We start from the raw sequence: 22,593 nt of genomic DNA, 5'->3' as shown, positions 1-22,593 counted from the left end.
TACACTTCCTCCGTTTTCAGGCGAAGAAGATTACGTCTTCAGTCTCGTGAGAAAAATGCCATAATGCTGGAAACACCTTTGCAGGATATGCATTAATGGTCGACGCCAGCAACATCAACGTCCGCGCGCTGCTGATCTTTATTGACGTGTATGAAGCGCAAAATTTCTCCGTCGTGGCGCGGCGGCAGGGGATATCGGCCTCGCAGATATCGCGTGTGATCCACCAGCTTGAGGATGCGCTCGGTCAACAGCTTTTCTACCGCAACACGCGGGCCGTCATCCCGACGGAAAGCGGTCATCTGTTTATTCGCTATGCCCGGTCGATGGCGGAAAATCTGGAAGAGGCGCGACGGGAGCTGGACGCGCGTGCGGTGGAGCCTTCCGGCGCGATCCGCATTAACGGACCGGTGTTCTTTGGTCAGAAGCATATTGCGCCCGGCCTTCCCGGCCTGTCGGAACGCTATCCCCGCCTTAGCATAGAGCTGACGCTGACCGATGATTTTATCGATCCTCATCGGGATGCCGCCGACGTGATCTTCCGGATTGGCGTGCTGACGGACTCCTCGTTTCATGCGCGGGTGTTCGGGCAGCAGGTTTATCATCTGGCCGCGTCGCCAGACTATGTGCGAAAACAGGGTGCGCCTGAAGGGCCGGACGATCTGAACCGTCATCACACGCTGGTCTATCGCGGATCGTCAGGGCCAAACCGCTGGCTGTTTCGCAGGAAGGGCGAGGCGTGGATACACTATCCCGTTACGCCATTGATGATCTCCAATAATGCGGAAGCGTTACTGGCTGCGGCGTTGGGTGGAATGGGGATCGTGCTGTTCCCGGACTGGCTGGTGAGCGAGCAGCTCCAGCGCGGCGAGCTGATTCCGCTTCTTCCTTCGCTGGAGTGTGCCATCAATACGGAACCGCAGGCCATTGCGGCGATCTATCCTGATGCCCGACATCCGCCCCTGAACGTCAGGGCGGTGATTGATTATTACGTCGAGCACTTTGGTACGCCGCCGTACTGGCAAACGTAAGGGATTACGCGCCGAGCTCTTTGCGGATAATTTCTGCGCCAGCGCTGAGCGCTCTCAGCTTGCCGTTAGCAACCTCGCGGGAAAGAGGAGCCATGCCGCAGTTGGTGGACGGGTAAAGCTTGTCCGCATCGACGAACTGCAGCGCTTTACGCAGCGTATCGGCGACTTCCTCCTGCGTTTCAACCGCGTTGGTTGCCACGTCGATCGCGCCGACCATCACTTTCTTACCGCGGATCAGCTCCAGCAGATCCATAGGCACGCGTGAGTTGTGGCATTCCAGGGAGATGATGTCGATGCTAGACGTCTGCAGCTTGGGGAAGGCCTCTTCATACTGGCGCCATTCTGAGCCGAGCGTCTTTTTCCAGTCCGTATTGGCCTTGATGCCGTAGCCGTAGCAGATGTGTACGGCGGTTTCGCACTTCAGCCCTTCAACGGCGCGCTCCAGCGCGGCGATACCCCAGTCGTTCACCTCGTCAAAAAAGACGTTAAATGCTGGTTCATCAAATTGGATAATATCGACGCCTGCGGCCTCTAGCTCACGCGCTTCCTGATTAAGGATTTTGGCGAATTCCCAGGCCAGCTTTTCACGGCTTTTATAGTGCGCGTCGTAAAGGGTGTCGATCATGGTCATCGGCCCGGGCAGGGCCCATTTGATCGGCTTGTCCGTGAGTTGACGCAGGTATTTCGCATCGTCCACGAATACCGGCTTCTGACGCGCAACGGCTGAAACCACGGTCGGCACGCTGGCGTCATAGCGGTTACGAATGCGTACCGTCTGGCGATTTTCGAAATCCACGCCGCTCAGGTGTTCAATAAAGGTGGTGACGAAGTGCTGACGGGTCTGTTCCCCGTCGCTGACAATATCGATTCCCGCACGGATCTGCTCATCCAGAGACAGGCGCAGCGCATCCTGTTTACCCGCCAGCAGTTCCTGATCCTGCAATTTCCAGGGTGACCACAGCGTTTCAGGTTGTGCAAGCCAGGTTGGCTTAGGCAGGCTGCCAGCCGTAGACGTCGGGAGCAATGTTTTCATAATAAAAGACCTTTTTGAATGAATTAAAGCGTGTAGTTATCAGACCACTGCTCAAGAATATGTTGGTAAGGCTTAATGAAGTACGCTTCGGTAAAGCGGCCCTGTTCAATCGCCAGCTGGCTTCGCTCTTCCCGGTCATAAACAATCTTGGTTAATGAATGATCCTGCTGGTTCAGATCCGGTCGGTAGTACAGTCCCGCCGCCGAGTTTGCGTTATAAATTTCCGGGCGATAGATTTTCTGGAACGTCTCCATCGTGCTGATGGTGGCAATCAGTTCCAGATCGGTGTAATCACTCAGCAAATCCCCGGTAAAGAAGAACGCGAAAGGCGCCACGCTGTTTTCCGGCATGAAATAGCGAACCTGCAGGCCCATCTTCGCGAAGTACTGTTCCGTTAGCGACTCGCCATCCGGCTGATACTCAATGCCCAGCACGGGGTGCTGGTTACCGGTGCGGCGGTAGGTGTCTTTGCTGGAGACGCTCAGGCAGATCACCGGTCCCTTGCTGAAGTTCTCTTTGTACTCCGGCGAATTCACAAAGTGGCGGAAAATATTGCCGTGCAGTTCGCCAAACTTTTCCGGAATGCTGAAGTGCTGCTGGTTCTTGTTGTGTTCCAGCAGCCGCACGCTGAAATCATAATCCCGCACGTAAGAAGAGAAGTTATTCCCGACGATGCCAGGAATACGCAGGTTATTTTTTTTGTCGACAACAGTGGTTTGCAATATCTCAATGGCCGGGAACGGTTTTTCCGCGCCAATGTTCAAATCGACAGAGATGATTTCCAGCTCAACCGCGTAGCGATCGGCGTTTGGATTATCCCAGCGCGCTAAGGCGTTAAAGCGGTTGTTGATCATCACCAGCGTATTGCGCAGGTTTTCCTGACGTTTTTCACCGCGCGCCAGGTTGGCAAAGTTGGTGGTCGTACGCGTATTTTCTGACGGGTTGTAATTCTCATCGAAGCAACTGCGCTTAAGGGTATATGTGAAAGCTTTGCTCATTGTGGTTATGCATCCTAAGTTCATGTTGCTAAGAAGTTGCCGATGCATAATTTATGCCTGAGCCCGCGGCGCAGGGGAAGTGACTTAATTTCAATGCAACATGAGCGAACTTCATGAACAGGATTACGCACAGGCCGGGGAGTGAAGTGAAAGAGGAAGGGGCATCGCGCCCCTTAGCGTTATGCTGTAGGCCGTTCGTTCCAGTCGTCGCTGTGCATGATGTTCCCGTCGACGATCCGCCAGGTAATTTTTTCGTACTGCAGGCTTACGCTTTCAACGTGGTTCATTTTATCGTTGGCAGCGATCTTCACGTTTGGCACGCTGCAGTTAACACCAGTAACCTTTACGTTCTCCATGAGTACGGTGTAATAACAGACTTCCTGTCCGGCATCATTAATATGATAGAACTTGATTTCAGCGCTTTTAAGCGCCTGACCGGTAGATGCTGCTTTGTAGAGATAGGGCGTGGAGCTATCAACTTCCTTTTCAATCCGCATGGATGAGTGTTGACGTGTGCCGGTGATCTTGCCATTAGCGCTGTCTACCGGGAGGTTGATGCCATGGCTCAGCCCTATGATCTCAATGCTGCCTTCACGGTCCTGAACATCAACGGAACCATTAATATGTGCACCACCGTCGTCTTTTAGCCACATGTAGGGAGGGATTGGCATTCTTTATTTCCTTATTTTATTGAGTAGCAGTAAATAATCGCGGTGAGGGTCAGTACGATTAAAATATCGATATTGGTATATGTGTCATATATTGTTTCAGCATTCACGTCGCCATAAATAAAATTACATATAGACGAGGCCACGTCATGATCAAGATAGCGTTCTGCGGGCCCCAATGTGCGGCCTACGATAATACTGATGCATATAAACCAGGCCGTTTTCAATAGCCTGATGGCCCATTTACGGGCAAGTGCTGCTATAGCCACTTTCACCCACCTCAACCCAGCCGCGTGCCATCAGCGAACGCATACAGGGAACTTCAATAAGCTCTGTACTCATGAGAGCATTCCGGATTAATGCGTAATCAGAATTATGGGCAATCGTGATACATCCTTCAGATACCGTACCCGGATGCAGCCGAAACAAACCCCGATAAACGTTATCAATCCAGGTACCATCATCGATTCCCCAGTCATCCTTGTATAAAGCAAACCACTCATCGCGGCCAAATTCTGCGCCGGATCTAACCTTGTTCCACCGATCCTGAACCTTCGCTTTTAACCCTGAAAAGAAACCTCCAGTCCCTCTGTCAACAATCCAGTATTTACCCGGGGGAATTGGACCCGATCCTTTAACTGCACCACAAAATCCATTGTTTCTATAAATTCCCTGCCCGGAATGCGCCATAAACACGCCAACGCCGTGCAGGTTAAAAGGCGCATAGTCAGCACCGTTAAGCAGCATTGTTCCTTTTAAGGCCATATTTTTCCGCACCCTTTTAATAAGATAAAGGCAGCCTACGCCTGAAGCGGGTACAGATATTCAACTCACATCATATTTATGAGTTCCTCATTTTTTTTAAGAAAATGACCTGACAATTTTTAACCACTATTCAGGCTTCAACGTTAGTAAATGCAGAATGAATAATGAACCCGACTCAGGCAACAAAACGCTATACCTACTTCTCTGGCACACGCTCCGCAATTCCCGCTATAATCCCCAAAATTTCCAACCGGTTTAGAAACGATCATGACAAAACTCACCTTACAAGAGCAGATGCTGAAAGCGGGCTTAGTCAGCAGCAAGAAAGTGGCGAAAGTGCAGCGCACGGCAAAGAAATCACGCGTTCAGGCACGTGAAGCTCGGGAAGCGGTAGAAGAGAACAAAAAGGCGCAGATCGAGCGTGACAAGCAGCTGAGCGAGCAGCAGAAGCAGGCCGTGCTGGCGAAAGAGTTTAAAGCACAGGTGAAGCAGCTGATTGAGATGAACCGCATCACCGTGGCGAGAGGCAACATCACCTTTAACTTCACCGACGGCAATCTCATCAAAAAAATCGACGTGGACAAGCAAACTCAGGCTCAGCTGATCAACGGCCGTCTGGCGATTGCCCGCCTGGTCATCAACGCCAGCGGCGACTGTGAATACGCGATTATTCCGGCGGTGGTGGCCGATAAAATTGCCCAGCGCGATGCCGACAGCATCGTGTTAAACAGCGCGCTCAGCCAGGAAGAACAGGACGAAGACGATCCGTACGCGGACTTCAAAATCCCTGACGATTTGATGTGGTAAACCGCATTCAGAACGGGGCGGCGTGACGGGCGTTAACCGGCTCTCCGCTCACGGGATGAATAAAATTCAACTCGCTGGCATGCAGCATCAGCCGGGGCGTTTCCTCAGTCCCCGGCGCGTCAAGACCGCCATACAGGTCGCAGCCCAGAATCGGGTGCCCCAGCTGCTGGCAGTGAATACGCAACTGATGGGTTCGCCCGGTCTCCGGTGTCAGTTTCACCCGCGTTAACGGCAGCCCTGTATCCTGATAAAACCGTTCCACCACCCGATAGCGGGAGCGGGCGGGTTTACCGTTGATGGCGCAGATCGACATTAGCGGGAACAGCGCCGGGTCTTTGGCAATCGGCGCGTCTATCACTCCCTCATCGTTTTCCAGATGTCCGCAAAGCAGGGCGCTGTAGGCTTTCTCCACGCTGCGCTGGCTGAACTGCTGGCACAGCGCCGCGTTGATGGCCTTATTGCGCGCAACCACCATCAGCCCGGACGTACCAAAATCCAGACGGTGTACCAGCGTGCAGCCGGGGAACGTCTGGACCAGACGATAATGGACAGAATCAAGGTTTTGCGGATTTTTGCCCGAGAGGCTCAGCAGACCGGAAGGCTTATCGATCAGCAGCAGATGTTCATCCTGCCAGAGGATCTCAATGTCGTCGTGACAAGGTGGGGCTATAAAAGAATCAATAATCGCAGACATCAGGCCGCCCGGCTGGAGAGTGGGAGCGGATGATAACGAAATGCGGGAGAAAAGAAAAACCCTCCCACCTGGCGGTGAGAGGGCAAAATCTTACGCTGCAACCAGGCTGTCGATGGCGGCTTTCGCATCGGTCTGCGCTTTGGTCGCCACTTCCGGACCGTAAGCGATGCCTTCTGCGAACACGAAGTTCACGTCAGTGATGCCGATGAAGCCCAGGAACAGGCTCAGGTACGGCGCAACCAGGTCGGTCGGGGTGTCTTTATGGATGCCGCCGCGGCTGGTCAGTACAACCGCACGCTTGCCTTTCACCAGACCTTCAGGGCCGTTCTCGGTGTAACGGAAGGTTACGCCAGCGCGCGCCACCAGGTCGAAGTAATTCTTCAGCTGGGTAGGGATGTTGAAGTTGTACATTGGGGCGTTGATGACGATAACGTCGTGCGCCTGCAGCTCAGCAATCAGCTCGTCGGACAGGGCCAGCGCTTCCTGCTGACGTGGAGACAGTGGTGCATCGCTTGGGCGCAGCGCGCCAACCAGCTCGCCGTCAAGCACAGGAATTGGGTTTGCAGCCAGGTCACGCACGGTGATTTCGTCAGCAGAATGCTGTTCACGCCACTGTTCAACGAAGTAATCAGACAGCTGACCAGACTGAGAGTACCCTGCCAGAATACTGGATTTTAAAACTAATACTTTGCTCATGGGTGATTCCTGTTGTTGCATTTGATTGAAGGGGGTTGCCCCGTTGCTTGTTGACACTCTATTCACAATCCTGCCACAGAGATAGCGCAATATATCGAAGCCTATGTTCGAATTTTTTGAATAAGGCGCGAAAGGCGTCGATGTGGTACTCTATAGCAATCATTAAAAAGAGAGTTTATCAGGGCGTGTACTGCCCTTTAACGCTATGACAGAACAACAAAAATTAACCTTCCCGATGCTCCTGCAACAGCTTGATTCTCTGATGCTGCGCGACAAACAGCGCTTTGCCCGCCGTCTGCACGGGGTGAAGAAGGTTAAAAATCCTGATGCACAACAGGCCATTTACCAGGAGATGGCGAAAGAGATTGAACAGGCGGCAGGGAAAGTTGTGCTGCGCGAAGCCGCACGCCCGGCGATTACCTACCCGGAAAACCTGCCCGTCAGCCAGAAAAAACAGGACATCCTTGAGGCCGTTCGCGACCACCAGGTGGTGATTGTCGCGGGTGAAACCGGTTCGGGGAAAACCACCCAGCTGCCGAAAATCTGTATGGAGCTGGGGCGCGGGCTAAAAGGGCTGATTGGCCACACCCAGCCGCGTCGGCTGGCGGCACGTACCGTGGCGAACCGTATTGCCGAAGAGCTGCAGACGGAGCCGGGCGGCTGCATTGGTTACAAGGTGCGATTCAGCGACCACGTTAGCGATAACACCATGGTCAAGCTGATGACCGACGGTATTCTGCTGGCGGAAATCCAGCAGGATCGCCTGCTCATGCAGTACGACACCATCATCATTGACGAAGCGCACGAACGCAGCCTGAACATCGACTTCCTGCTCGGCTACCTGAAAGAGCTGCTGCCGCGTCGCCCGGATCTGAAAATCATCATTACCTCCGCAACCATCGACCCGGAGCGCTTCTCGAAGCATTTCAACAATGCGCCGATTATCGAAGTCTCTGGCCGTACCTATCCGGTTGAGGTGCGCTATCGCCCGATTGTGGAAGAGGCGGATGATACCGAGCGCGATCAGCTGCAGGCCATCTTCGACGCCGTTGACGAGCTGGGCAACGAAAGCGCGGGAGACATCCTGATCTTTATGAGCGGCGAGCGCGAAATTCGCGACACCGCCGACGCGCTCAGCAAGCGCGACCTGCGCCACACCGAGATTCTGCCGCTTTACGCACGCCTGTCAAACAGCGAGCAGAACCGCGTGTTCCAGCCGCACGGCGGGCGACGCATTGTGCTGGCGACCAACGTGGCGGAAACCTCGCTGACCGTGCCGGGGATCAAATACGTTATCGACCCGGGCACGGCGCGCATCAGCCGCTACAGCTACCGCACCAAGGTCCAGCGGCTGCCGATTGAGCCGGTCTCTCAGGCGTCCGCCAATCAGCGTAAAGGCCGCTGCGGGCGCGTGTCGGAAGGGATCTGTATTCGTCTCTATTCCGAAGATGATTTCCTGTCGCGTCCGGAATTTACCGACCCGGAAATTCTGCGTACCAACCTGGCGTCCGTTATCCTGCAGATGACCGCGCTGGGGCTGGGCGACATCGCGGCGTTCCCGTTCGTTGAAGCGCCGGACAAACGCAACATTCAGGACGGCGTACGTCTGCTGGAAGAGCTCGGCGCCATTACCACCGACGAGCAGGCCACGGTCTACAAGCTGACGCCGCTGGGCCGCCAGCTCAGCCAGCTGCCGGTGGATCCGCGCCTGGCCCGTATGGTGCTGGAAGCGCAAAAGCACGGCTGCGTGCGCGAGGCGATGATCATTACCTCGGCGCTCTCCATTCAGGATCCGCGCGAGCGTCCGATGGACAAACAGCAGGCGTCTGACGAAAAGCACCGTCGCTTCCACGACAAAGAATCCGATTTCCTCGCCTTCGTAAACCTGTGGAACTATCTCGGCGAGCAGCAGAAAGCGCTCTCCTCAAACCAGTTCCGCCGCCAGTGCCGCGTGGATTTCCTCAACTACCTGCGCGTGCGCGAGTGGCAGGATATCTACACCCAGCTGCGCCAGGTGGTGAAAGAGCTGGGCATTCCGGTCAACAGCGAACCGGCGGAGTACCGCGAAATTCATATCGCGCTGCTGACCGGCCTGCTGTCCCACATTGGGATGAAGGATGCCGAAAAGCAGGAGTATACCGGCGCGCGTAATGCCCGTTTCTCCATCTTCCCCGGTTCCGGCCTGTTCAAAAAGCCGCCGAAGTGGACCATGGTCGCGGAGCTGGTGGAAACCAGCCGCCTGTGGGGGCGCATTGCCGCGCGTATCGATCCGGAGTGGGTCGAGCCGGTGGCTCAGCACCTGCTGAAACGCTCGTACAGTGAACCGCACTGGGAGCGCGCGCAGGGCGCGGTAATGGCGACCGAGAAAGTGACCGTTTACGGCCTGCCGGTGGTCGCCGCGCGTAAGGTCAACTACAGCCAGATTGACCCGACGCTCAGCCGCGAGTTGTTTATCCGCCACGCGCTGGTGGAGGGTGACTGGCAGACGCGTCACGCCTTCTTCCGCGAAAACCTGAAGCTGCGCGCCGAGGTGGAGGAGCTTGAGCACAAGTCCCGCCGCCGCGACATTCTGGTGGACGACGAGGCGCTGTTTGAGTTTTACGACCAGCGCATCAGCCACGAAGCGATCTCCGCCCGCCACTTTGACAGCTGGTGGAAGAAGGCCAGCAAAGAGACGCCGGACCTGCTCAACTTCGAAAAGAGCATGCTGATTAAAGAGGGGGCGGAGTCGGTCAGCAAGCTCGACTACCCGAACTTCTGGCATCAGGGCAACCTCAAGCTGCGTCTGACGTATCAGTTTGAACCGGGTGCAGACGCGGACGGCGTGACCGTTCATATTCCGCTGCCGCTGTTAAACCAGGTCGATGAGGGCGGGTTTGAGTGGCAAATCCCCGGCCTGCGCCGCGAGCTGGTGATTGCGCTGATCAAATCCCTGCCGAAACCGGTGCGCCGTAACTTTGTGCCTGCGCCAAACTATGCGGAAGCCTTTTTAGGCCGCGTCATGCCGCTGGAGCTGCCGCTGCTGGACGCGCTGGAGCGTGAATTCCGCCGCATGACCGGGACGACCATCGACCGCGACGACTGGAACTGGGATCAGGTGCCCGATCACCTGAAAATCAGCTTCCGTGTGGTGGATGATAAAAACAAAAAGCTGCTGGAAGGACGTTCCCTGAGCGAGCTGAAAGAGTCGCTGAAGGGAAAAGTTCAGGAGACGCTTTCTGCGGTGGCGGACGACGGTATCGAGCAGAGCGGGCTGCATATCTGGAGCTTTGGTCAGCTTCCGGAAAGCTACGAACAGAAGCGCGGTAACTATAAGGTCAAAGCCTGGCCTGCGCTGGTGGACGAGCGCGACAGCGTGGCGATCAAACTGTTTGATAACCCGCTGGAACAGCAGCAGATGATGTGGCGCGGGCTGCGTCGCCTGCTGCTGCTGAACATCCCGTCGCCGATTAAGTATCTGCACGAGAAGTTGCCGAACAAAGCCAAGCTGGGGCTGTACTTTAACCCGTACGGCAAGGTGCTGGATCTGATTGACGACTGCATCTCCTGCGGCGTGGACAAGCTGATCCACGAGGCGGGCGGTCCGGTCTGGACGGAAGAGGGCTTTGCGAAGCTTCATGAAAAGGTGCGCGCGGAGCTGAACGACACCGTCGTGGAGATTGCCAAACAGGTCGAGCAGATCCTCACCGCCGTGTTCAATATCAACAAGCGCCTGAAGGGGCGCGTGGATATGACCATGGCGCTGGGGCTCTCGGACGTGAAGGCGCAGATGGCGGGGCTGGTCTATCGCGGCTTTGTCACCGGCAACGGCTTTAAGCGTCTGGGCGATACGCTGCGCTACCTGCAGGCGATTGAAAAACGTCTGGAAAAAATGGCTATCGACCCGCACCGCGATCGCGCGCAGATGCTGAAAGTGGAAAGCGTGCAGCAGGCGTGGCAGCAGTGGCTCAACAAGCTGCCGCCGGCGCGCCGCGATGATGAAGACGTGCAGGCGATCCGCTGGATGATCGAGGAGCTGCGCGTCAGCTTCTTTGCCCAGCAGCTCGGTACGCCTTATCCGATTTCGGATAAGCGTATCCTGCAGGCGATGGAGCAGATTTCCGCTTAAAACCTTGCCCGGTGGCGCTGCGCTTACCGGGCCTACGGGAGAATATGTAGGCCGGGTAAGGCGTAGCCGCCACCCGGCTGGTTATCGTTCTACAATTGCCAGCGTAAACCCATCCCATCCCTTAACCCCCACCGTTTGCAGCGCGGTGGCGGTTAAGCGCGGGTTATCCCCAATCATCTCGATAAAACGCCGCACGCCCAGCACGCGCGCGTCGTCGCTTTGCCCGTTAATGACCTCGCCGTCGCGCACTACGTTATCGCCGATAATCACCGTGCCGGGACGGGAATAGTGCAGCGCCCACTCCAGATAGCCGGGATTGTTTGGCTTATCCGCATCGATAAAGATCAGGTCGAACGGCGGAACGTCACCGAAATTCTCCAGCGAGTTAAGCGCCGGGCCTTCAATTAATTCAATACGATCGTTCAGCCCCGCGAGGCGAATATTCTGACGGGCAACGTCGGCATGCGTCGGATCAGCCTCGAGCGTAATCAGCTTTCCGTCCGGCGGCAGGGCGCGCGCCATCCAGATTGAGCTATAGGCACCCAGCGTCCCGATCTCAAGAATGCGTCTTGCCTGCGTCATGCGCACGAACAGCGCCAGCAGTTGACCCTGATTGGCCGCAACATCGTGTTCAGGTAGCCCGGCGCGCTTGTTGTTTTCCAGTACCTGACTCAGCACGTCATCTTCAGGAATAAGCGAAGAAATCATGTAATTATCTACTGCAGACCATTTTTGTTGCATAGATTGACTCCTTGGTAGGGATTGCCGGGTGGCGGCTACGCCTTACCCGGCCTACGGGGCGAAATGTAGGCCGGGTAAGGCGTAGCCGCCACCCGGCTTGTCTTCAGGCACTGACCCAGCCGCCGCCCAGCGCCCTGTACAAATCGATCTGCGCCAGCAGCAGGTTATTTTTCGCCTGCACGACGCTGGTCTGAACCGAGTACAGCGTGCGCTGCGCATCCAGCACGTCCAGATAAGAGGAGTAGCCGTTGCGATTACGATTCTGCGCAATGCGCAGCGTCTCCTGCGCCACATCCTGCTGGGCAAGCAGCTCCGTTAGCTGCTCCTGATAGCGCGTAATAGCATCAAGGCTGTTGTTCACTTCGGCAAACGCGTTACGCACGGTTTTTTCATAGGCGTACAGCGCCTGATTCCGCTGGGACTGGGAAATATCAACCTGCGCATTCAGCGCCTGGCGGTTCAGCAGCGGGGCAAGAATACTGCCCCCGACGCTCCAGAGCTGAAGCGGGTTGTCCAGCAGGCCTGAAAGGGTACGATCCTGGACCGATCCGGTCGCGGTCAGGTTGATCGACGGTAGCAGGCTGGCGCGTGAGGCGGCAAGCGAGGCGTCCGCCGCAACCAGCTGTCGTTCGGCCTGAACGATATCCGGTCGACGGTTCAGGAGCGTAGACGGCAGCTGTGACGGCAGCTTCAGCGGCGTCAGCGTCTCAAAGCTTTCGCTGCGCGCTACCGCGCCGGGATTGCTTCCCAGCAGCAGGCTCAGGGCGTTCTCCTGCTGCGCAATCTGATGCTGCAGCACGGGAACCTGCGCCCGCGTTGAGCGTAGCTCGGAATCCGACTGCATCAGCTCCAGACGCGAGCTGTAGCCCGTCTCAAACTGACGTTTCGCGAGGTTAAATGCCTCTTCGCGTGATTTCAGCGTGGATTCGGTCACGCGCAGCTGTTCGTCAAGCGAGAGCAGGGTGACATACCCGGAGGCAACGGAAGACGCAACGGTCAAATCCGCGGCGGCAGCGGCGGCTTTTTGCGCCTCAAGCGAGGCTTCGGCGGCATTGGCCGTGCTGCGGTTGACGCCCCAGATATCAACGTCATAGCTCGCCGTCAGGCTTCCTCTGTACAGCGTGCCGTAGATCGGCAGCCCGGTCGCGGCGGATTGCGAGCGGGCGCGCGTCCCCGTTACGCCCGCGTCAAGCGACGGAAACAGGCTGCCGTCAGCAGCAAAGACCCGAGCCTGATACTCGTTAATCCGCTCGCGGGCGATCAGCACGTCGCTGTTGTTTTTAAGCGCCTGGTCCACGTAGTGGTTGAGGTTATTGTCGTGGAAATTGCGCCACCAGAGCCGCTCCGCCGGGCTGGCAGGGCCGGAATCGGCGCGCCACTGGGTGGGGATTTGCAGCGTCGGCTGCGCCGGTTTTACGTCGACGGACTGGCATCCGGCGAGCATCACCGCCAGCACCAGACCGGCTATCGGGCGAAGGGTCATTGTTTTCCCTCCCGCGTATCAATGGTCACCTGCACCGACATGCCTGGACGCAGCAGGGCGGACTCCTCAGGCTTACCGAGCACTTCGATGCGCACCGGAATACGCTGGGCGATTTTAACAAAGTTGCCGGTGGCGTTGTCCGGCGTGATGGCGCTGAACTCCACGCCCGTCGCCGGAGAGATACTCTCCACGCGGCCCTGATACGCTTTGTCGTTCAGGGCATCGACGGTGAATTTGACAGGCTGACCAACGCGCAGCTCCGCAAGCTGCGTCTCTTTGATATTAGCGATCACCCAGTGCTGAGGCGGCACAAGGGTGGTGAGATGGGTCCCGGCGGTGACATACGCCCCGAGACGCACGGCAATCTGGCCGAGCTGACCGTCGCGCGGGGCGATAATGCGGGTGTTTTGCAGGTCAATCTGCGCCAGCTCCAGCGCCGCTTTCGCGTTCTCAACATCTGCCTCCAGCGCGCCGCGATTGACAATCACCGTCTGCAGATCCTGACGCGACATCTCAAGCGTGGCTTTGGCCTGATCGATATCGGCGCTGCCCTGGGCGGCACTGGCCAGCGCCGCGTCGCGCTCGCGAATAGAAAGGGATCCGTCCGCCGTCAGATCCTTCACGCGCTTTAAATCCGCCTGCGTTTTGAGGCTCTGGGCGCGGGCATTTTTCAGCGCCGCGTCGTTTTTGGCAATCGTCGCTTCGGCGCTTTTACGCTGCTGCAGGTTGTTATTGAGCGCGGCAATTTTCATCGCCAGCTGTGCCTCGGCCTGATGCACGCGCTGACGATAGATGCGGTCATCAATCTGCAGCAGCAGGTCGCCTTTTTTAACCTGCACAAAGTCCTGAACCTTCACCTCGGTGATATAGCCATTCACCTGAGGGCTGATAAACGTCGTCTGACCGCGCACGTAGGCGTTGTCGGTAAACTGCGCGTGGCGGGTGAACGGCGGCAGCTGCCACGCATAAAGGATCACCAGCACGCCGACAATACCGATGGCAGCGGCAGTGAAAATGGAAACAATGCGCACATTTTTGCGGGTGTTGGCCTGCTCTTTGGCGGCATCCTGCTGACTCATAAACTCTCCAGAACTATTTCAATTATTTGTTGCCGGTGGCGTTCTTCAGCGCCATACGGGCAGTGATGCGCAGGCGTAGCAAGCGCCATAAAATCCAGACCAGCGTGGCGGCAGCGATGCTCGCCGTCAGCAGATAAGTATCGTTGTAGGCCAGAATATTCGCCTCCAGCGTGGTGACCGTTTGCAGCTGCGTTATCGCCTGCGTCCCCAGCAGCGAACTGTCGCCAATCAGGCTTCGGTACATCTGGGTATAAATCTGGATACGCTCGTTGACCAGCGGATTGAGCGTGGTGAGCTGGTCCGCCAGCAGGCTGGAGTGGTACTTCTCGCGCCAGGTCTGGAAGGTCCCGAGGATCGCGGAGCCCAGCAGGCCGCCGAGGTTCTGACTCATGCCGAACATCACCGAGAAGCTGACCAGGTTGCGCGGATCGGCGATCACGCCGCCAATGGCGGCCAGCATGGCGGGTGCCAGGAAGAAGGCGCTGCCAAAGCCCAGCAGAAACTGGCTTAGCATCAGCTGATCCGGCCGGGTCAGGTTGTTGGACTGGCTGTCCAGCAGCGAGGCAACAATCATCAGCGCCAGAGAGGTGATGATTGGCCACGCAAGTTTTGTCGGCTTGATGGTAAGACAGCTGGTGACGATCCCGCAGACGATCCCGGCGAAAATGGACCACGCGAGGTGGGTCATCTGCTCGTTCTGTAGCCCCACGTACTGCAGCCAGCCGATGACGCCGGTGTTTTGCTCTGCCAGCACGATGCGAATCAACAGCATGATGAGCCCCAGACGGACGATGCTGCCGCTCGACAGCCAGCGGGTGTTCAGCAGCGGGTTGCTGCGGTTATGTTCAAAGACGATGGCGGCCACAATCAGCACCAGCGACAGCGCCAGAGACCAGCCGATCCACGGCGCCTCGAACCACCAGTCAAGACGGCCTAAAGAGAGTACGGCGCAGAGCAGGGCCATTCCCGGGGCCATTAAAAAGAAGGTGATGAAGTCTTTCTTCTCAAAGACCTTGCGCCTGTCGCCCGGCGGCAGTTTTAAGGCTATTACGCAGGCCAGGGAGATCAGCGCCAGCCCGAGCTCGAAGAAATAGAGCCCGCGCCACTCGTCCAGCTGCAGCAGTTCGGTTGAAAACAGGCGGGCCAGAGGGATAGCGAGCGAGGACCCGGTAATCCCGATGGTGAGCGCCTTCAGGCGGTGCTTCGCAGGCCAGGCCTGGATCTGATAGTAAATCCCCAGTGAGCTGAGCGCGGCGGCCACCATCCCGTGCGCGGCGCGAACCATCAGCGCCGAGCTGAGATCGTTAACGAACAGGTGGAAAAAGGTCACCAGCACGTACAGCACCAGAAAACCTTCCGTGAAGGCGCGCAGACCGTACTGCTGGCGGAACTTAACCAGCAGCAGGTTGATAGAGATGTTGGTCATGACGTAGACCGCGGGCAGCCAGGCGATTTCGGTCGACCAGGCCCCGAAGGTCCCCTGCAGGTTTTGCAGATTGGCGGTCACCACCGCATTACCCAGCGCCCCCGTCAGGCACACCAGCAGGCCAACGACGCCGTAGGCAATACGTTTTGGCGTAGTGTGCTCGGGTGTGGAAGGCGAACCCAGCAGAGCGGGTTTCTCATGTGGCTGCCACTCGCGAGGAGCATAAGGGTCGCGTTCGGGCAGGCGCATAACGTCGTTTACCTTAGAAAGAGTTGAATAATTAGCGGGCTAGCGATTCTACGTCTGCCGCAAATGATAATTCAAGTGAATATGATTTACGCATGTTAATCAAATGTAGAAGGGAAGTTTAAGGAAAAAGAGCGGCCCGATGTCGCCGTTGTGTTGAGAACCTGAAGTCGCTACCCTGAAGGGATAGAGAGAAGGAGTTCATCATGGAACAGACCCATTTTCCCATCCTGCCGGATGCCACGCTGGCGGCCATTAATAATGTCGGTGAATGGCTGGCGCAGGATGACCTGAGCGGCGGTCTCCAGCCCCCGGACGTCGATGCGGTAATCCTGGCAGGGAACGCGGTGATCCCGACCATTGAGGCGGCCTGTCGAATTGCCGCGCAGCGAGAAATCCCGCTCCTGATTAGCGGAGGCATTGGTCACTCGACCGCGTTTTTATATGCCGCTATCCGCAGTCATCCGCGTTATCACACCTTACAAGTCGAAGGACGGGCGGAAGCGAGCATTCTTGCCGACATTGCGCGGGAGTTCTGGAAGATCCCCGAGGCGCGCCTGTGGATTGAAGATCGCTCCACCAACTGCGGTGAGAACGCGCATTTTAGCTGGAACATGCTGAAACAGCATCAGCGCGCAACCGGGCGGGTGCTGGTGGTGCAGGATCCGACGATGCAGCGCCGTACGATGGCGACGTTTGCCCGCGTTTGTCGGGATGAGCCCGTGTCACCGGAGTGGATAAGCCATCCCGGGTGTACACCGACACTGCATAACGGTAAAGATGGCGTGGAGTTTAGCGCGGACAGCGCAGGACTGTGGCCCGTAGACCGCTACCTGTCACTGATTTTGGGGGAACTGCCCCGTTTGTATGATGACGTTAACGGCTATGGCCCGGCCGGGCGGGATTTTATCGCGCACGTTGACTTTCCTGAAGCTGTGATTGCCGCGTGGAAACAGCTGCAGCGCGATCCGGTCCTGACGGGGGCGCGTAAGATAATCTAAGCACGGAACCCTTCCCTCGCCCCATTGGGGAGAGGGTTAGGGTGAGGGGAAAATCACAGCGCCGCAAACTTATCCAGCGTCCGCACCAGCTGCGTCACAAAACCATATTCGTTGTCATACCAAGCTACCGCTTTCACCAGCTGCAGCTCTCCCGCTTCTGACACCTCCGTCTGCGTGGCGTCAAACACCGAACCATAATGCGAGCCAATCACATCGGACGACACAATCTCTTCGTCGGTATACCCGAACGATTTATTGCCCTGCGTCGCCTTTTTCAGCGCGGCGTTGATCTCCTCAACGGTGACTTTCTTGCCCAGAATCGCCACCAGCTCGGTGACCGAGCCCGTTTTTACCGGCACGCGCTGCGCGTGGCCCTTCAGTTTGCCGCTCAGCGCCGGGATCACCAGACCGATGGCCTTTGCGGCACCGGTGGTGTGGGGAATGATATTCTCAGCCGCCGCCCGCGAGGCGCGAAGGTCTTTCCCGCGCGGGCCATCCACCAGCGCCTGCGTACCGGTATAGGCGTGAATGGTGGTCATGGTGCCCACTTTTATTTCAAACGCATCGTTCAGGGCTTTCGCCAGCGGGGCGAGGCAGTTGGTGGTGCAGGATGCGACGGAAATAATGGTGTCACTGGCGTCAATAGTGTCGTCATTCACGCTGTAGACGATGGTTTTCATCTCACCCGCTGGCGCGGAGATCAGCACTTTCTTCGCGCCAGCATCCAGGTGCGCCCGTGATTTCTCTTCGGAGGTATAAAAACCGGTGCACTCCACGACAATATCCACGCCTGCGGCTTTCCACGGAATGTGCTTCGCCTCTTTTTCGGCGTACACCGCAATGGTTTTACCATCCACAATCAGCGCATCCTCGGTGAAATCTACGCTCCACGGGAAGCCACCGTAGTTGGAATCATGCCTGAGCAGGTAGGCCAGCACTTTCGGTGAGGTGAGGTCGTTGATGGCGACGACGGTATTACTGTCCTGGGTTTCAAGAAGGCGACGCAGAACAAGGCGTCCAATGCGTCCAAAGCCGTTAATGCCAATTTTACTCATGGTGTTCTCCTGTAAACGTGTCGATGCGACAGTTTGAACTCATCCAGGCTTAGACCATCACGGGCTGGGCGGCAATTGAAGATGCTTCATGCGGGAGGAAGTATTTGAAAAACCATACAGAAAAGTTAATGAATTTTTAAGGAAAGGAGATTATGTTGGCGCGATAACTGTTTTTAATCGGGAAATGACATGCGCACTAAATATACAAGCCTGCAAATCGGCATCCACTGGCTGGTGTTTCTGTTAATCATCGTCGCCTACTGCGCCATGGAATTCAAAGGTTTCTTCCCGCGCAGCGCGCGTCCAGTAATCAATATGATCCACGTTTCGTGCGGTATCAGTATCCTGGTGCTGATGGTGACGCGTCTGCTGGTTCGCCTGAAATTCCGTGCGCCACCGATTCAGCCGAAGCCAAAAGCGATGGTGACGGGGATGTCCCATCTGGGGCACCTGGTGGTGTATCTGCTGTTTATTGCGCTGCCGCTGATTGGCATTGTGATGATGTATAACCGGGGCAGCGACTGGTTTGCGTTTGGCATGGTGATGCCGCATGCGGCGGAGTCAAATTTTGACCTGGTTGATGTGCTGAAAGAATGGCACGAGACGCTGGCGAACCTGGGCTATTTTGTGATTGGCCTGCACGCGGCGGCGGCGCTGATGCATCACTATTTCTGGAAGGATAATACTCTTCTGCGCATGATGCCGAAAAAGCGTCAGTAGCCCTCTTGCCCGGCGGCGCTTCGCTTGCACGGGCCTACAAACGGCTCTGAATTGTAGGCCGGGTAAGCGGTAGCGCCACCCGGCTTATTTTTTAACCCAGCAGAGCACGCTCTTCAGCAGTTAACGCCAGCGGCTGCGTTGACCCCGTCTCCGACGACTTCACCGCCGCTTCCAGCACGGCCATGACCGCCAGTGCCTCAACAGGGTGGACAGGGTTGGTGATTTTCCCGAGTAACGCATCACGTACGTTGATGTAATACTGGCGCTGATCGCCTTTCGGGGTAGGGATCGTTTGCGGTGCGCCGTCAGCCCCAAAGAACACCATACTGTCGCCGTCTTCGCCCCAGGTTTCACTGCCGGGAATCACCCCTGCGAGCAGCTGCGCTTCCTGCTGATCGATTCTGGCTTTCACCACGCTGCCCTTGTCCCCGTGGACGGTAAAGCGTGCCGTACCGCCAGCAACCAGCATGCTGGCGTGCAGAATGACCTTATGCTCCGGGTAGTTTAAGACCACGTGCGCCCAGTCGTTAATTTCTGCACCGTCGCGCAGCGTCGCGATATTCCCCTGAACCGACTCCGGCAGGCCAAAGAGCTGTAGCGTCTGGTCAATCAGGTGAGGACCCAGATCAAACCACAGACCGCTCCCGGGGACGTTCTGCTCGCGCCAGCGAACGCGCACTTCCGGGCGGAAGCGGTCGATGTGCGATTCCAGGTGTTTAACCTTGCCGAGCGTGCCTTGCTCGATAATCTGCTTAATGCCGAGGAAATCACTGTCCCAGCGGCGGTTGTGGAAGACGGAGAGCAGCAGCTGCTTTTCATCCGCCAGCGCAATCAGGTCGCGGGCTTCCTGCATGTCGAGGGTAAAAGGCTTATCCACGACCACGTGTTTACCCGAGTTCAGGGCCAGCGTCGCCAGCGGGGCGTGCGTGACGTTCGGGGAGGCAATCACCACCAGATCGATATCAGGATGCTGAATGGCTTCTTCCGGTGTCGCCACCACCTGTACGTCCGGCAGATCGCGTTTAACCTTCTCTTCATCACGAGAAGAGACCACTGCCAGCTTAATCCCGTCCACAGACTGGATCAGCGGGGCATGGAAGGTTTTACCGACAAATCCATACCCGATCAGCGCAATGTTGATTGTTTGAACTTTACTCATGACCTTCTCCACGTTAATTCGCGCACACCGTAACCTGCAGTGCGCTATGGTCCCCAAGCTCAGGCCAGGGACGATCTAAAAAGAGTTGTTGAATGCTGGATAACCCGGAAACCAGATACGGCTCGCAGCGGTTAATTTTCAGGTGGTCGGCGACAATCCAGTGCGCGTGGCTTGCGTCGAGCATCGCGCGTTTTACCTCGGCATCCGCTTCTTTACCGGCGCTCAAACCGAGTTCGGCATGAATGGCGCACGCCCCAAGAATGGCGATATCTGCCCGATAACGGGACAGTAAAGACAGCGTGGCGCTTCCGGCAAACAGTCGCTGCTTGTGGTCCCATTTCCCGCCGAGCAGGATCAGCTCAACGTCTTCCCGGTCGCTAAAATGCTGGGCGATATCCAGCGAGGGGGTAATGACGGTGAGCGGCCCCTGAAGAAAGGTGGCGACGGCCATCACCGTGCTTCCGGCATCCAGAAACAGGGTGGAGCCTGGCGGAACCTGCTGTGCGACCTGTTTACCCAGGCGCTGTTTGGTCTCCGGCAGCAGCGTATTGCGGCCCTGACGGTTCATGGCGGAGAGGTTGAGTGCGATGGCTCCGCCGTGGTTCTTCTGCGCAAGGCCCTGGTTTTCCAGGTCGGTCAGATCCCGACGGATGGTATCCGCTGAAACCTGCAGCTTTTCGGCCAGGTCGGTGATGCTGGCCTGGCCTTGCTCGCTGAGGATATCCAGGACGTAGCGTTGACGAGCGGTTTTGTGCATGGGAGTACATTCCTGCAAAATGTCGCAATAGTATTGCATAATACAGCATTTTGACGCAGAGAGAAGGGGATTGTGGTCATGACAATGTGCATCGGCGTGATGATTCAGATGGGTGATTATTAAAATTTTATTAAGCAGGTATAAGGAAGCCGTTTTGAATGTTAATCACAATGTTATTGTTATGTTTTATTTAACGATTTGGGTTATGTAACCAGCGCATTGCTATTGTGTGGTTTTAAGTGCTGCTTAATAGAAATTATGCGGGATTTAATTGCTTTAATTAGTTTTTTAAAAGCGTTTAATTTTATATATACCCATTAGGCTACGTAAATTGACACTTCTTTGAAAATCTTTGTGTCTGACCCGCTCTGAAATTAACGCAAAAATGTGCATAGAAAGAATTAAGAATTTTCCTTAGATAACAGAGGGTTTATATGTTTCATCTGAAAGGACACTTTAAGAGTTTTGTCCAGAAACCCCATATTTTTTCTTGCTTGTAACACCGCATTAACATTGTGGCTGTAGTGGGCTATACCACATTTTGTTATGCTGCTAACCAGTTTAAGAAATAAGTAAATTCTTAATTGAAATAAGACGCAGGCAGATCTCATCTCCAATGGAAATGGGTATGGGGATTATTACCTAAAATTCAGCACGGTAGCTAAATAAGATATTTGTCTAATTATCTGTACCTCTTTTTGGGTATTTGCTTGAGTATCACTCAGAGTCAGGGAGATAACATGACGATATTACGAAAGCCTATGTTACGCCGATTTACAGCAGCACTGGCATTCATTTCATTAGCCATAAATACGGCGTACGCCAGTAGTAATCAGGTAGGTATTGCCCCGGTGGCAACCACAACCTTAAAAGAAAGTATTCTTTTTGCTATCGATCGCGATCCGTCAATTAGTCAGCAGGCCGCGCAATTAGGTATTGGCCAGGCACAAATAGATGAAGCGCGCAGCGGCTGGATGCCGCAAATATCGTTGAACGGGAGTACAGGGCACAGCCAGACCACCGATTCCAGCGGGTCGCTGAAGAATTCAGCCGCCTGGGGGCTGAGCCTGACGCAGTTGCTGTACGATTTTGGCAAGACCAATAACAGCATCAGCCAGTCTTCCGCCCAGCGTGACAGCTACCGCTACCAGCTGATGGGCACGCTTTCGGACGTGGCGGAAAAAACGGCGCTGAGCTATGTGGAGGTCAAACGCTATTCCGATCTGCTGCAGGCGGCAATCGAAAACGTGCAGGCGCTCAGGAACGTCGAGCAGCTGGCAAAGCTGCGCGCAGACGCGGGCGTGAGTTCCACCTCCGATGAGCTCCAGACCCGCACGCGTATTGCCGGCATGCAGGCGACGGTCGCGCAGTATCACGCCGCCCTAAACAGCGCGCGCGCAAGGCTTGCGGTATTAACCGGAATGCAGGCAGAGGCTTATTCGCCGGTGCCCGTGAATCTTGCCGTGGAGCCGGACTCGCTCAACCGCATCGATTATTCCCTGATACCGGCGGTGATGGCCGCGCAGAATATGGAACGTTCGGCCCAGTATGGTGTTGAAACGGCGAAGTCTCAGCACTGGCCGACGTTAAGCCTGAAAGGGGGGCGCACCCGTTACGAATCGGACAACCGCTCCTACTGGGACGACCAGATACAGCTCAATATCGATGCTCCGCTGTATCAGGGGGGCGCGGTTTCCGCTCGCGTTCGTCAGGCGGAAGGCGCACGGGCCATGGCCTCCTCTCAGGTCGATCAGGCACGTTTCGATGTCCTGCAAAAAGCTTCCGTCGCGCAGGCTGACTGGACCGGCGCACGGGGAAGAATGGAGGCCGGAAAGCAGCAGCTGGAAAATGCACTGCGCGCCCGGGATGTTTATAAAAATGAATACACCCTAAGCAAGCGGAGCATTAACGATCTGCTCAGCGTTGAGCAGGATGTCTGGCAGGCCACCTCAGCGAAAATAATCGCTGAGTATGACGGCTGGAGTTCGGCAATTAATTATGCTTCCGCGGTTGATAATTTAATGCCGCTTATTGGAATAGAGAAAAACGCTGCCGCAAAATTACCCGATTTGAGTTAATAAAAGACGCGCAGTGTTGCGCAAAGTAAGACTGAAAATAATGGGTGTTTT

At 56.1% G+C, this 22,593-nt stretch carries 19 protein-coding genes; 6 read left to right on the top strand and 13 right to left on the bottom strand.

Annotation, left to right across the window (positions count from 1 at the left end; translation table 11 throughout):
* Positions 1–95 precede the first annotated feature (95 nt).
* Positions 96–1,028, top strand: a complete 933-nt coding sequence (locus NQ230_RS12110) for a LysR family transcriptional regulator (protein ID WP_257257834.1) — start codon at positions 96–98, stop codon at positions 1,026–1,028.
* A 4-nt stretch (positions 1,029–1,032) separates the two neighbouring features.
* On the opposite strand, the gene NQ230_RS12105 is transcribed toward NQ230_RS12110, so the two are convergent.
* From NQ230_RS12105 to NQ230_RS12090, 4 genes are all read right to left on the bottom strand, one after another.
* Entirely contained in the window at positions 1,033–2,061 is a 1,029-nt protein-coding gene (locus NQ230_RS12105; protein ID WP_121423647.1) for a methionine synthase, read from the bottom strand.
* Between the two features lie 23 nt (positions 2,062–2,084).
* Positions 2,085–3,059 carry a DUF1852 domain-containing protein gene (locus tag NQ230_RS12100; RefSeq protein ID WP_257257833.1) on the bottom strand — a complete coding sequence of 325 codons (975 nt, stop codon included), beginning with the start codon at positions 3,057–3,059 and terminating at the stop codon, positions 2,085–2,087.
* A gap of 179 nt (positions 3,060–3,238) precedes the next feature.
* Entirely contained in the window at positions 3,239–3,730 is a 492-nt protein-coding gene (locus NQ230_RS12095) for an Hcp family type VI secretion system effector (protein WP_257257832.1), read from the bottom strand.
* A gap of 240 nt (positions 3,731–3,970) precedes the next feature.
* Positions 3,971–4,492 (bottom strand): DUF2778 domain-containing protein, encoded by a 522-nt coding sequence (locus NQ230_RS12090; RefSeq protein ID WP_257257831.1) that lies wholly within the window; start codon positions 4,490–4,492, stop codon positions 3,971–3,973.
* Between the two features lie 267 nt (positions 4,493–4,759).
* Here NQ230_RS12090 and NQ230_RS12085 point away from each other — a divergent pair, with 267 nt between their 5' ends.
* The gene (locus tag NQ230_RS12085; RefSeq protein ID WP_257257830.1) at positions 4,760–5,299 is read left to right on the top strand and encodes a DUF2058 domain-containing protein; all 540 of its coding nucleotides are present in this window, start codon (positions 4,760–4,762) and stop codon (positions 5,297–5,299) included.
* Between the two features lie 7 nt (positions 5,300–5,306).
* On the opposite strand, the gene NQ230_RS12080 is transcribed toward NQ230_RS12085, so the two are convergent.
* Together NQ230_RS12080 and azoR are read right to left on the bottom strand one after the other, a co-directional pair.
* The gene (locus NQ230_RS12080) at positions 5,307–5,993 is read right to left on the bottom strand and encodes an RluA family pseudouridine synthase (protein ID WP_257257829.1); all 687 of its coding nucleotides are present in this window, start codon (positions 5,991–5,993) and stop codon (positions 5,307–5,309) included.
* Between the two features lie 90 nt (positions 5,994–6,083).
* A complete protein-coding gene (gene azoR / locus NQ230_RS12075) occupies positions 6,084–6,689 on the bottom strand; it encodes an FMN-dependent NADH-azoreductase (protein ID WP_080327161.1) in 606 nt (201 codons plus the stop codon).
* Positions 6,690–6,894: 205 nt separating this feature from the next.
* Between azoR and hrpA the strand changes: the two genes are divergently transcribed.
* Positions 6,895–10,797, top strand: a complete 3,903-nt coding sequence (gene hrpA / locus NQ230_RS12070; protein WP_257257827.1) for an ATP-dependent RNA helicase HrpA — start codon at positions 6,895–6,897, stop codon at positions 10,795–10,797.
* An 81-nt stretch (positions 10,798–10,878) separates the two neighbouring features.
* Here the strand turns inward: hrpA and NQ230_RS12065 are convergent, their stop codons facing one another.
* The 4 genes from NQ230_RS12065 to NQ230_RS12050 form a co-directional block, all read right to left on the bottom strand.
* Positions 10,879–11,538: an O-methyltransferase gene (locus tag NQ230_RS12065; protein ID WP_257257826.1), complete on the bottom strand. Its 660-nt coding sequence runs from the start codon at positions 11,536–11,538 to the stop codon at positions 10,879–10,881.
* 103 nt (positions 11,539–11,641) lie between these two features.
* Positions 11,642–13,021 (bottom strand): efflux transporter outer membrane subunit, encoded by a 1,380-nt coding sequence (locus NQ230_RS12060; protein ID WP_257257824.1) that lies wholly within the window; start codon positions 13,019–13,021, stop codon positions 11,642–11,644.
* A complete protein-coding gene (locus NQ230_RS12055; protein WP_080327157.1) occupies positions 13,018–14,100 on the bottom strand; it encodes an HlyD family secretion protein in 1,083 nt (360 codons plus the stop codon). Before NQ230_RS12055 ends, NQ230_RS12060 begins: the two co-directional genes overlap by 4 nt.
* A 22-nt stretch (positions 14,101–14,122) precedes the next feature.
* A complete protein-coding gene (locus NQ230_RS12050) occupies positions 14,123–15,775 on the bottom strand; it encodes an MFS transporter (protein WP_159514108.1) in 1,653 nt (550 codons plus the stop codon).
* Positions 15,776–15,978: 203 nt separating this feature from the next.
* Between NQ230_RS12050 and NQ230_RS12045 the strand changes: the two genes are divergently transcribed.
* The gene (locus NQ230_RS12045; RefSeq protein WP_257257823.1) at positions 15,979–16,773 is read left to right on the top strand and encodes a YdcF family protein; all 795 of its coding nucleotides are present in this window, start codon (positions 15,979–15,981) and stop codon (positions 16,771–16,773) included.
* 53 nt (positions 16,774–16,826) lie between these two features.
* Here NQ230_RS12045 and gap read toward each other — a convergent pair whose 3' ends face one another.
* Positions 16,827–17,828 (bottom strand): type I glyceraldehyde-3-phosphate dehydrogenase, encoded by a 1,002-nt coding sequence (gene gap, locus NQ230_RS12040; protein WP_029740556.1) that lies wholly within the window; start codon positions 17,826–17,828, stop codon positions 16,827–16,829.
* A 189-nt stretch (positions 17,829–18,017) separates the two neighbouring features.
* Here gap and cybB point away from each other — a divergent pair, with 189 nt between their 5' ends.
* Positions 18,018–18,548: a cytochrome b561 gene (cybB, locus tag NQ230_RS12035; RefSeq protein ID WP_121423657.1), complete on the top strand. Its 531-nt coding sequence runs from the start codon at positions 18,018–18,020 to the stop codon at positions 18,546–18,548.
* A gap of 91 nt (positions 18,549–18,639) precedes the next feature.
* Here the strand turns inward: cybB and NQ230_RS12030 are convergent, their stop codons facing one another.
* Together NQ230_RS12030 and NQ230_RS12025 are read right to left on the bottom strand one after the other, a co-directional pair.
* The gene (locus NQ230_RS12030; protein ID WP_257257822.1) at positions 18,640–19,707 is read right to left on the bottom strand and encodes an oxidoreductase; all 1,068 of its coding nucleotides are present in this window, start codon (positions 19,705–19,707) and stop codon (positions 18,640–18,642) included.
* Between the two features lie 13 nt (positions 19,708–19,720).
* The gene (locus tag NQ230_RS12025) at positions 19,721–20,464 is read right to left on the bottom strand and encodes a DeoR/GlpR family DNA-binding transcription regulator (RefSeq protein WP_047061832.1); all 744 of its coding nucleotides are present in this window, start codon (positions 20,462–20,464) and stop codon (positions 19,721–19,723) included.
* 740 nt (positions 20,465–21,204) lie between these two features.
* Between NQ230_RS12025 and NQ230_RS12020 the strand changes: the two genes are divergently transcribed.
* Positions 21,205–22,542 (top strand): TolC family outer membrane protein, encoded by a 1,338-nt coding sequence (locus NQ230_RS12020; protein WP_121423659.1) that lies wholly within the window; start codon positions 21,205–21,207, stop codon positions 22,540–22,542.
* Positions 22,543–22,593: the final 51 nt, after the last annotated feature.

The sequence above is a fragment of the Enterobacter asburiae genome, assembly GCF_024599655.1.
Taxonomy (GTDB): Bacteria; Pseudomonadota; Gammaproteobacteria; order Enterobacterales; family Enterobacteriaceae; genus Enterobacter; species Enterobacter asburiae_D.
This window is presented reverse-complemented; position numbering and strand designations above follow the sequence as displayed.

Bases quoted from the DNA above. Each gene is read 5' to 3' on its own strand.
- hrpA (WP_257257827.1), top strand. From the start codon at position 6,895: ATGACAGAACAACAAAAATTAACCTTCCCGATGCTCCTGCAACAGCTT.
- NQ230_RS12085 (WP_257257830.1), top strand. From the start codon at position 4,760: ATGACAAAACTCACCTTACAAGAGCAGATGCTGAAAGCGGGCTTAGTC.
- NQ230_RS12100 (WP_257257833.1), bottom strand. From the start codon at position 3,059: ATGAGCAAAGCTTTCACATATACCCTTAAGCGCAGTTGCTTCGATGAG.
- NQ230_RS12020 (WP_121423659.1), top strand. From the start codon at position 21,205: ATGACGATATTACGAAAGCCTATGTTACGCCGATTTACAGCAGCACTG.
- NQ230_RS12050 (WP_159514108.1), bottom strand. From the start codon at position 15,775: ATGCGCCTGCCCGAACGCGACCCTTATGCTCCTCGCGAGTGGCAGCCA.
- cybB (WP_121423657.1), top strand. From the start codon at position 18,018: ATGCGCACTAAATATACAAGCCTGCAAATCGGCATCCACTGGCTGGTG.
- NQ230_RS12030 (WP_257257822.1), bottom strand. From the start codon at position 19,707: ATGAGTAAAGTTCAAACAATCAACATTGCGCTGATCGGGTATGGATTT.
- NQ230_RS12105 (WP_121423647.1), bottom strand. From the start codon at position 2,061: ATGAAAACATTGCTCCCGACGTCTACGGCTGGCAGCCTGCCTAAGCCA.
- NQ230_RS12095 (WP_257257832.1), bottom strand. From the start codon at position 3,730: ATGCCAATCCCTCCCTACATGTGGCTAAAAGACGACGGTGGTGCACAT.
- NQ230_RS12045 (WP_257257823.1), top strand. From the start codon at position 15,979: ATGGAACAGACCCATTTTCCCATCCTGCCGGATGCCACGCTGGCGGCC.
- NQ230_RS12065 (WP_257257826.1), bottom strand. From the start codon at position 11,538: ATGCAACAAAAATGGTCTGCAGTAGATAATTACATGATTTCTTCGCTT.
- NQ230_RS12080 (WP_257257829.1), bottom strand. From the start codon at position 5,993: ATGTCTGCGATTATTGATTCTTTTATAGCCCCACCTTGTCACGACGAC.
- gap (WP_029740556.1), bottom strand. From the start codon at position 17,828: ATGAGTAAAATTGGCATTAACGGCTTTGGACGCATTGGACGCCTTGTT.
- NQ230_RS12110 (WP_257257834.1), top strand. From the start codon at position 96: ATGGTCGACGCCAGCAACATCAACGTCCGCGCGCTGCTGATCTTTATT.
- NQ230_RS12025 (WP_047061832.1), bottom strand. From the start codon at position 20,464: ATGCACAAAACCGCTCGTCAACGCTACGTCCTGGATATCCTCAGCGAG.
- NQ230_RS12060 (WP_257257824.1), bottom strand. From the start codon at position 13,021: ATGACCCTTCGCCCGATAGCCGGTCTGGTGCTGGCGGTGATGCTCGCC.
- NQ230_RS12055 (WP_080327157.1), bottom strand. From the start codon at position 14,100: ATGAGTCAGCAGGATGCCGCCAAAGAGCAGGCCAACACCCGCAAAAAT.
- NQ230_RS12090 (WP_257257831.1), bottom strand. From the start codon at position 4,492: ATGGCCTTAAAAGGAACAATGCTGCTTAACGGTGCTGACTATGCGCCT.
- azoR (WP_080327161.1), bottom strand. From the start codon at position 6,689: ATGAGCAAAGTATTAGTTTTAAAATCCAGTATTCTGGCAGGGTACTCT.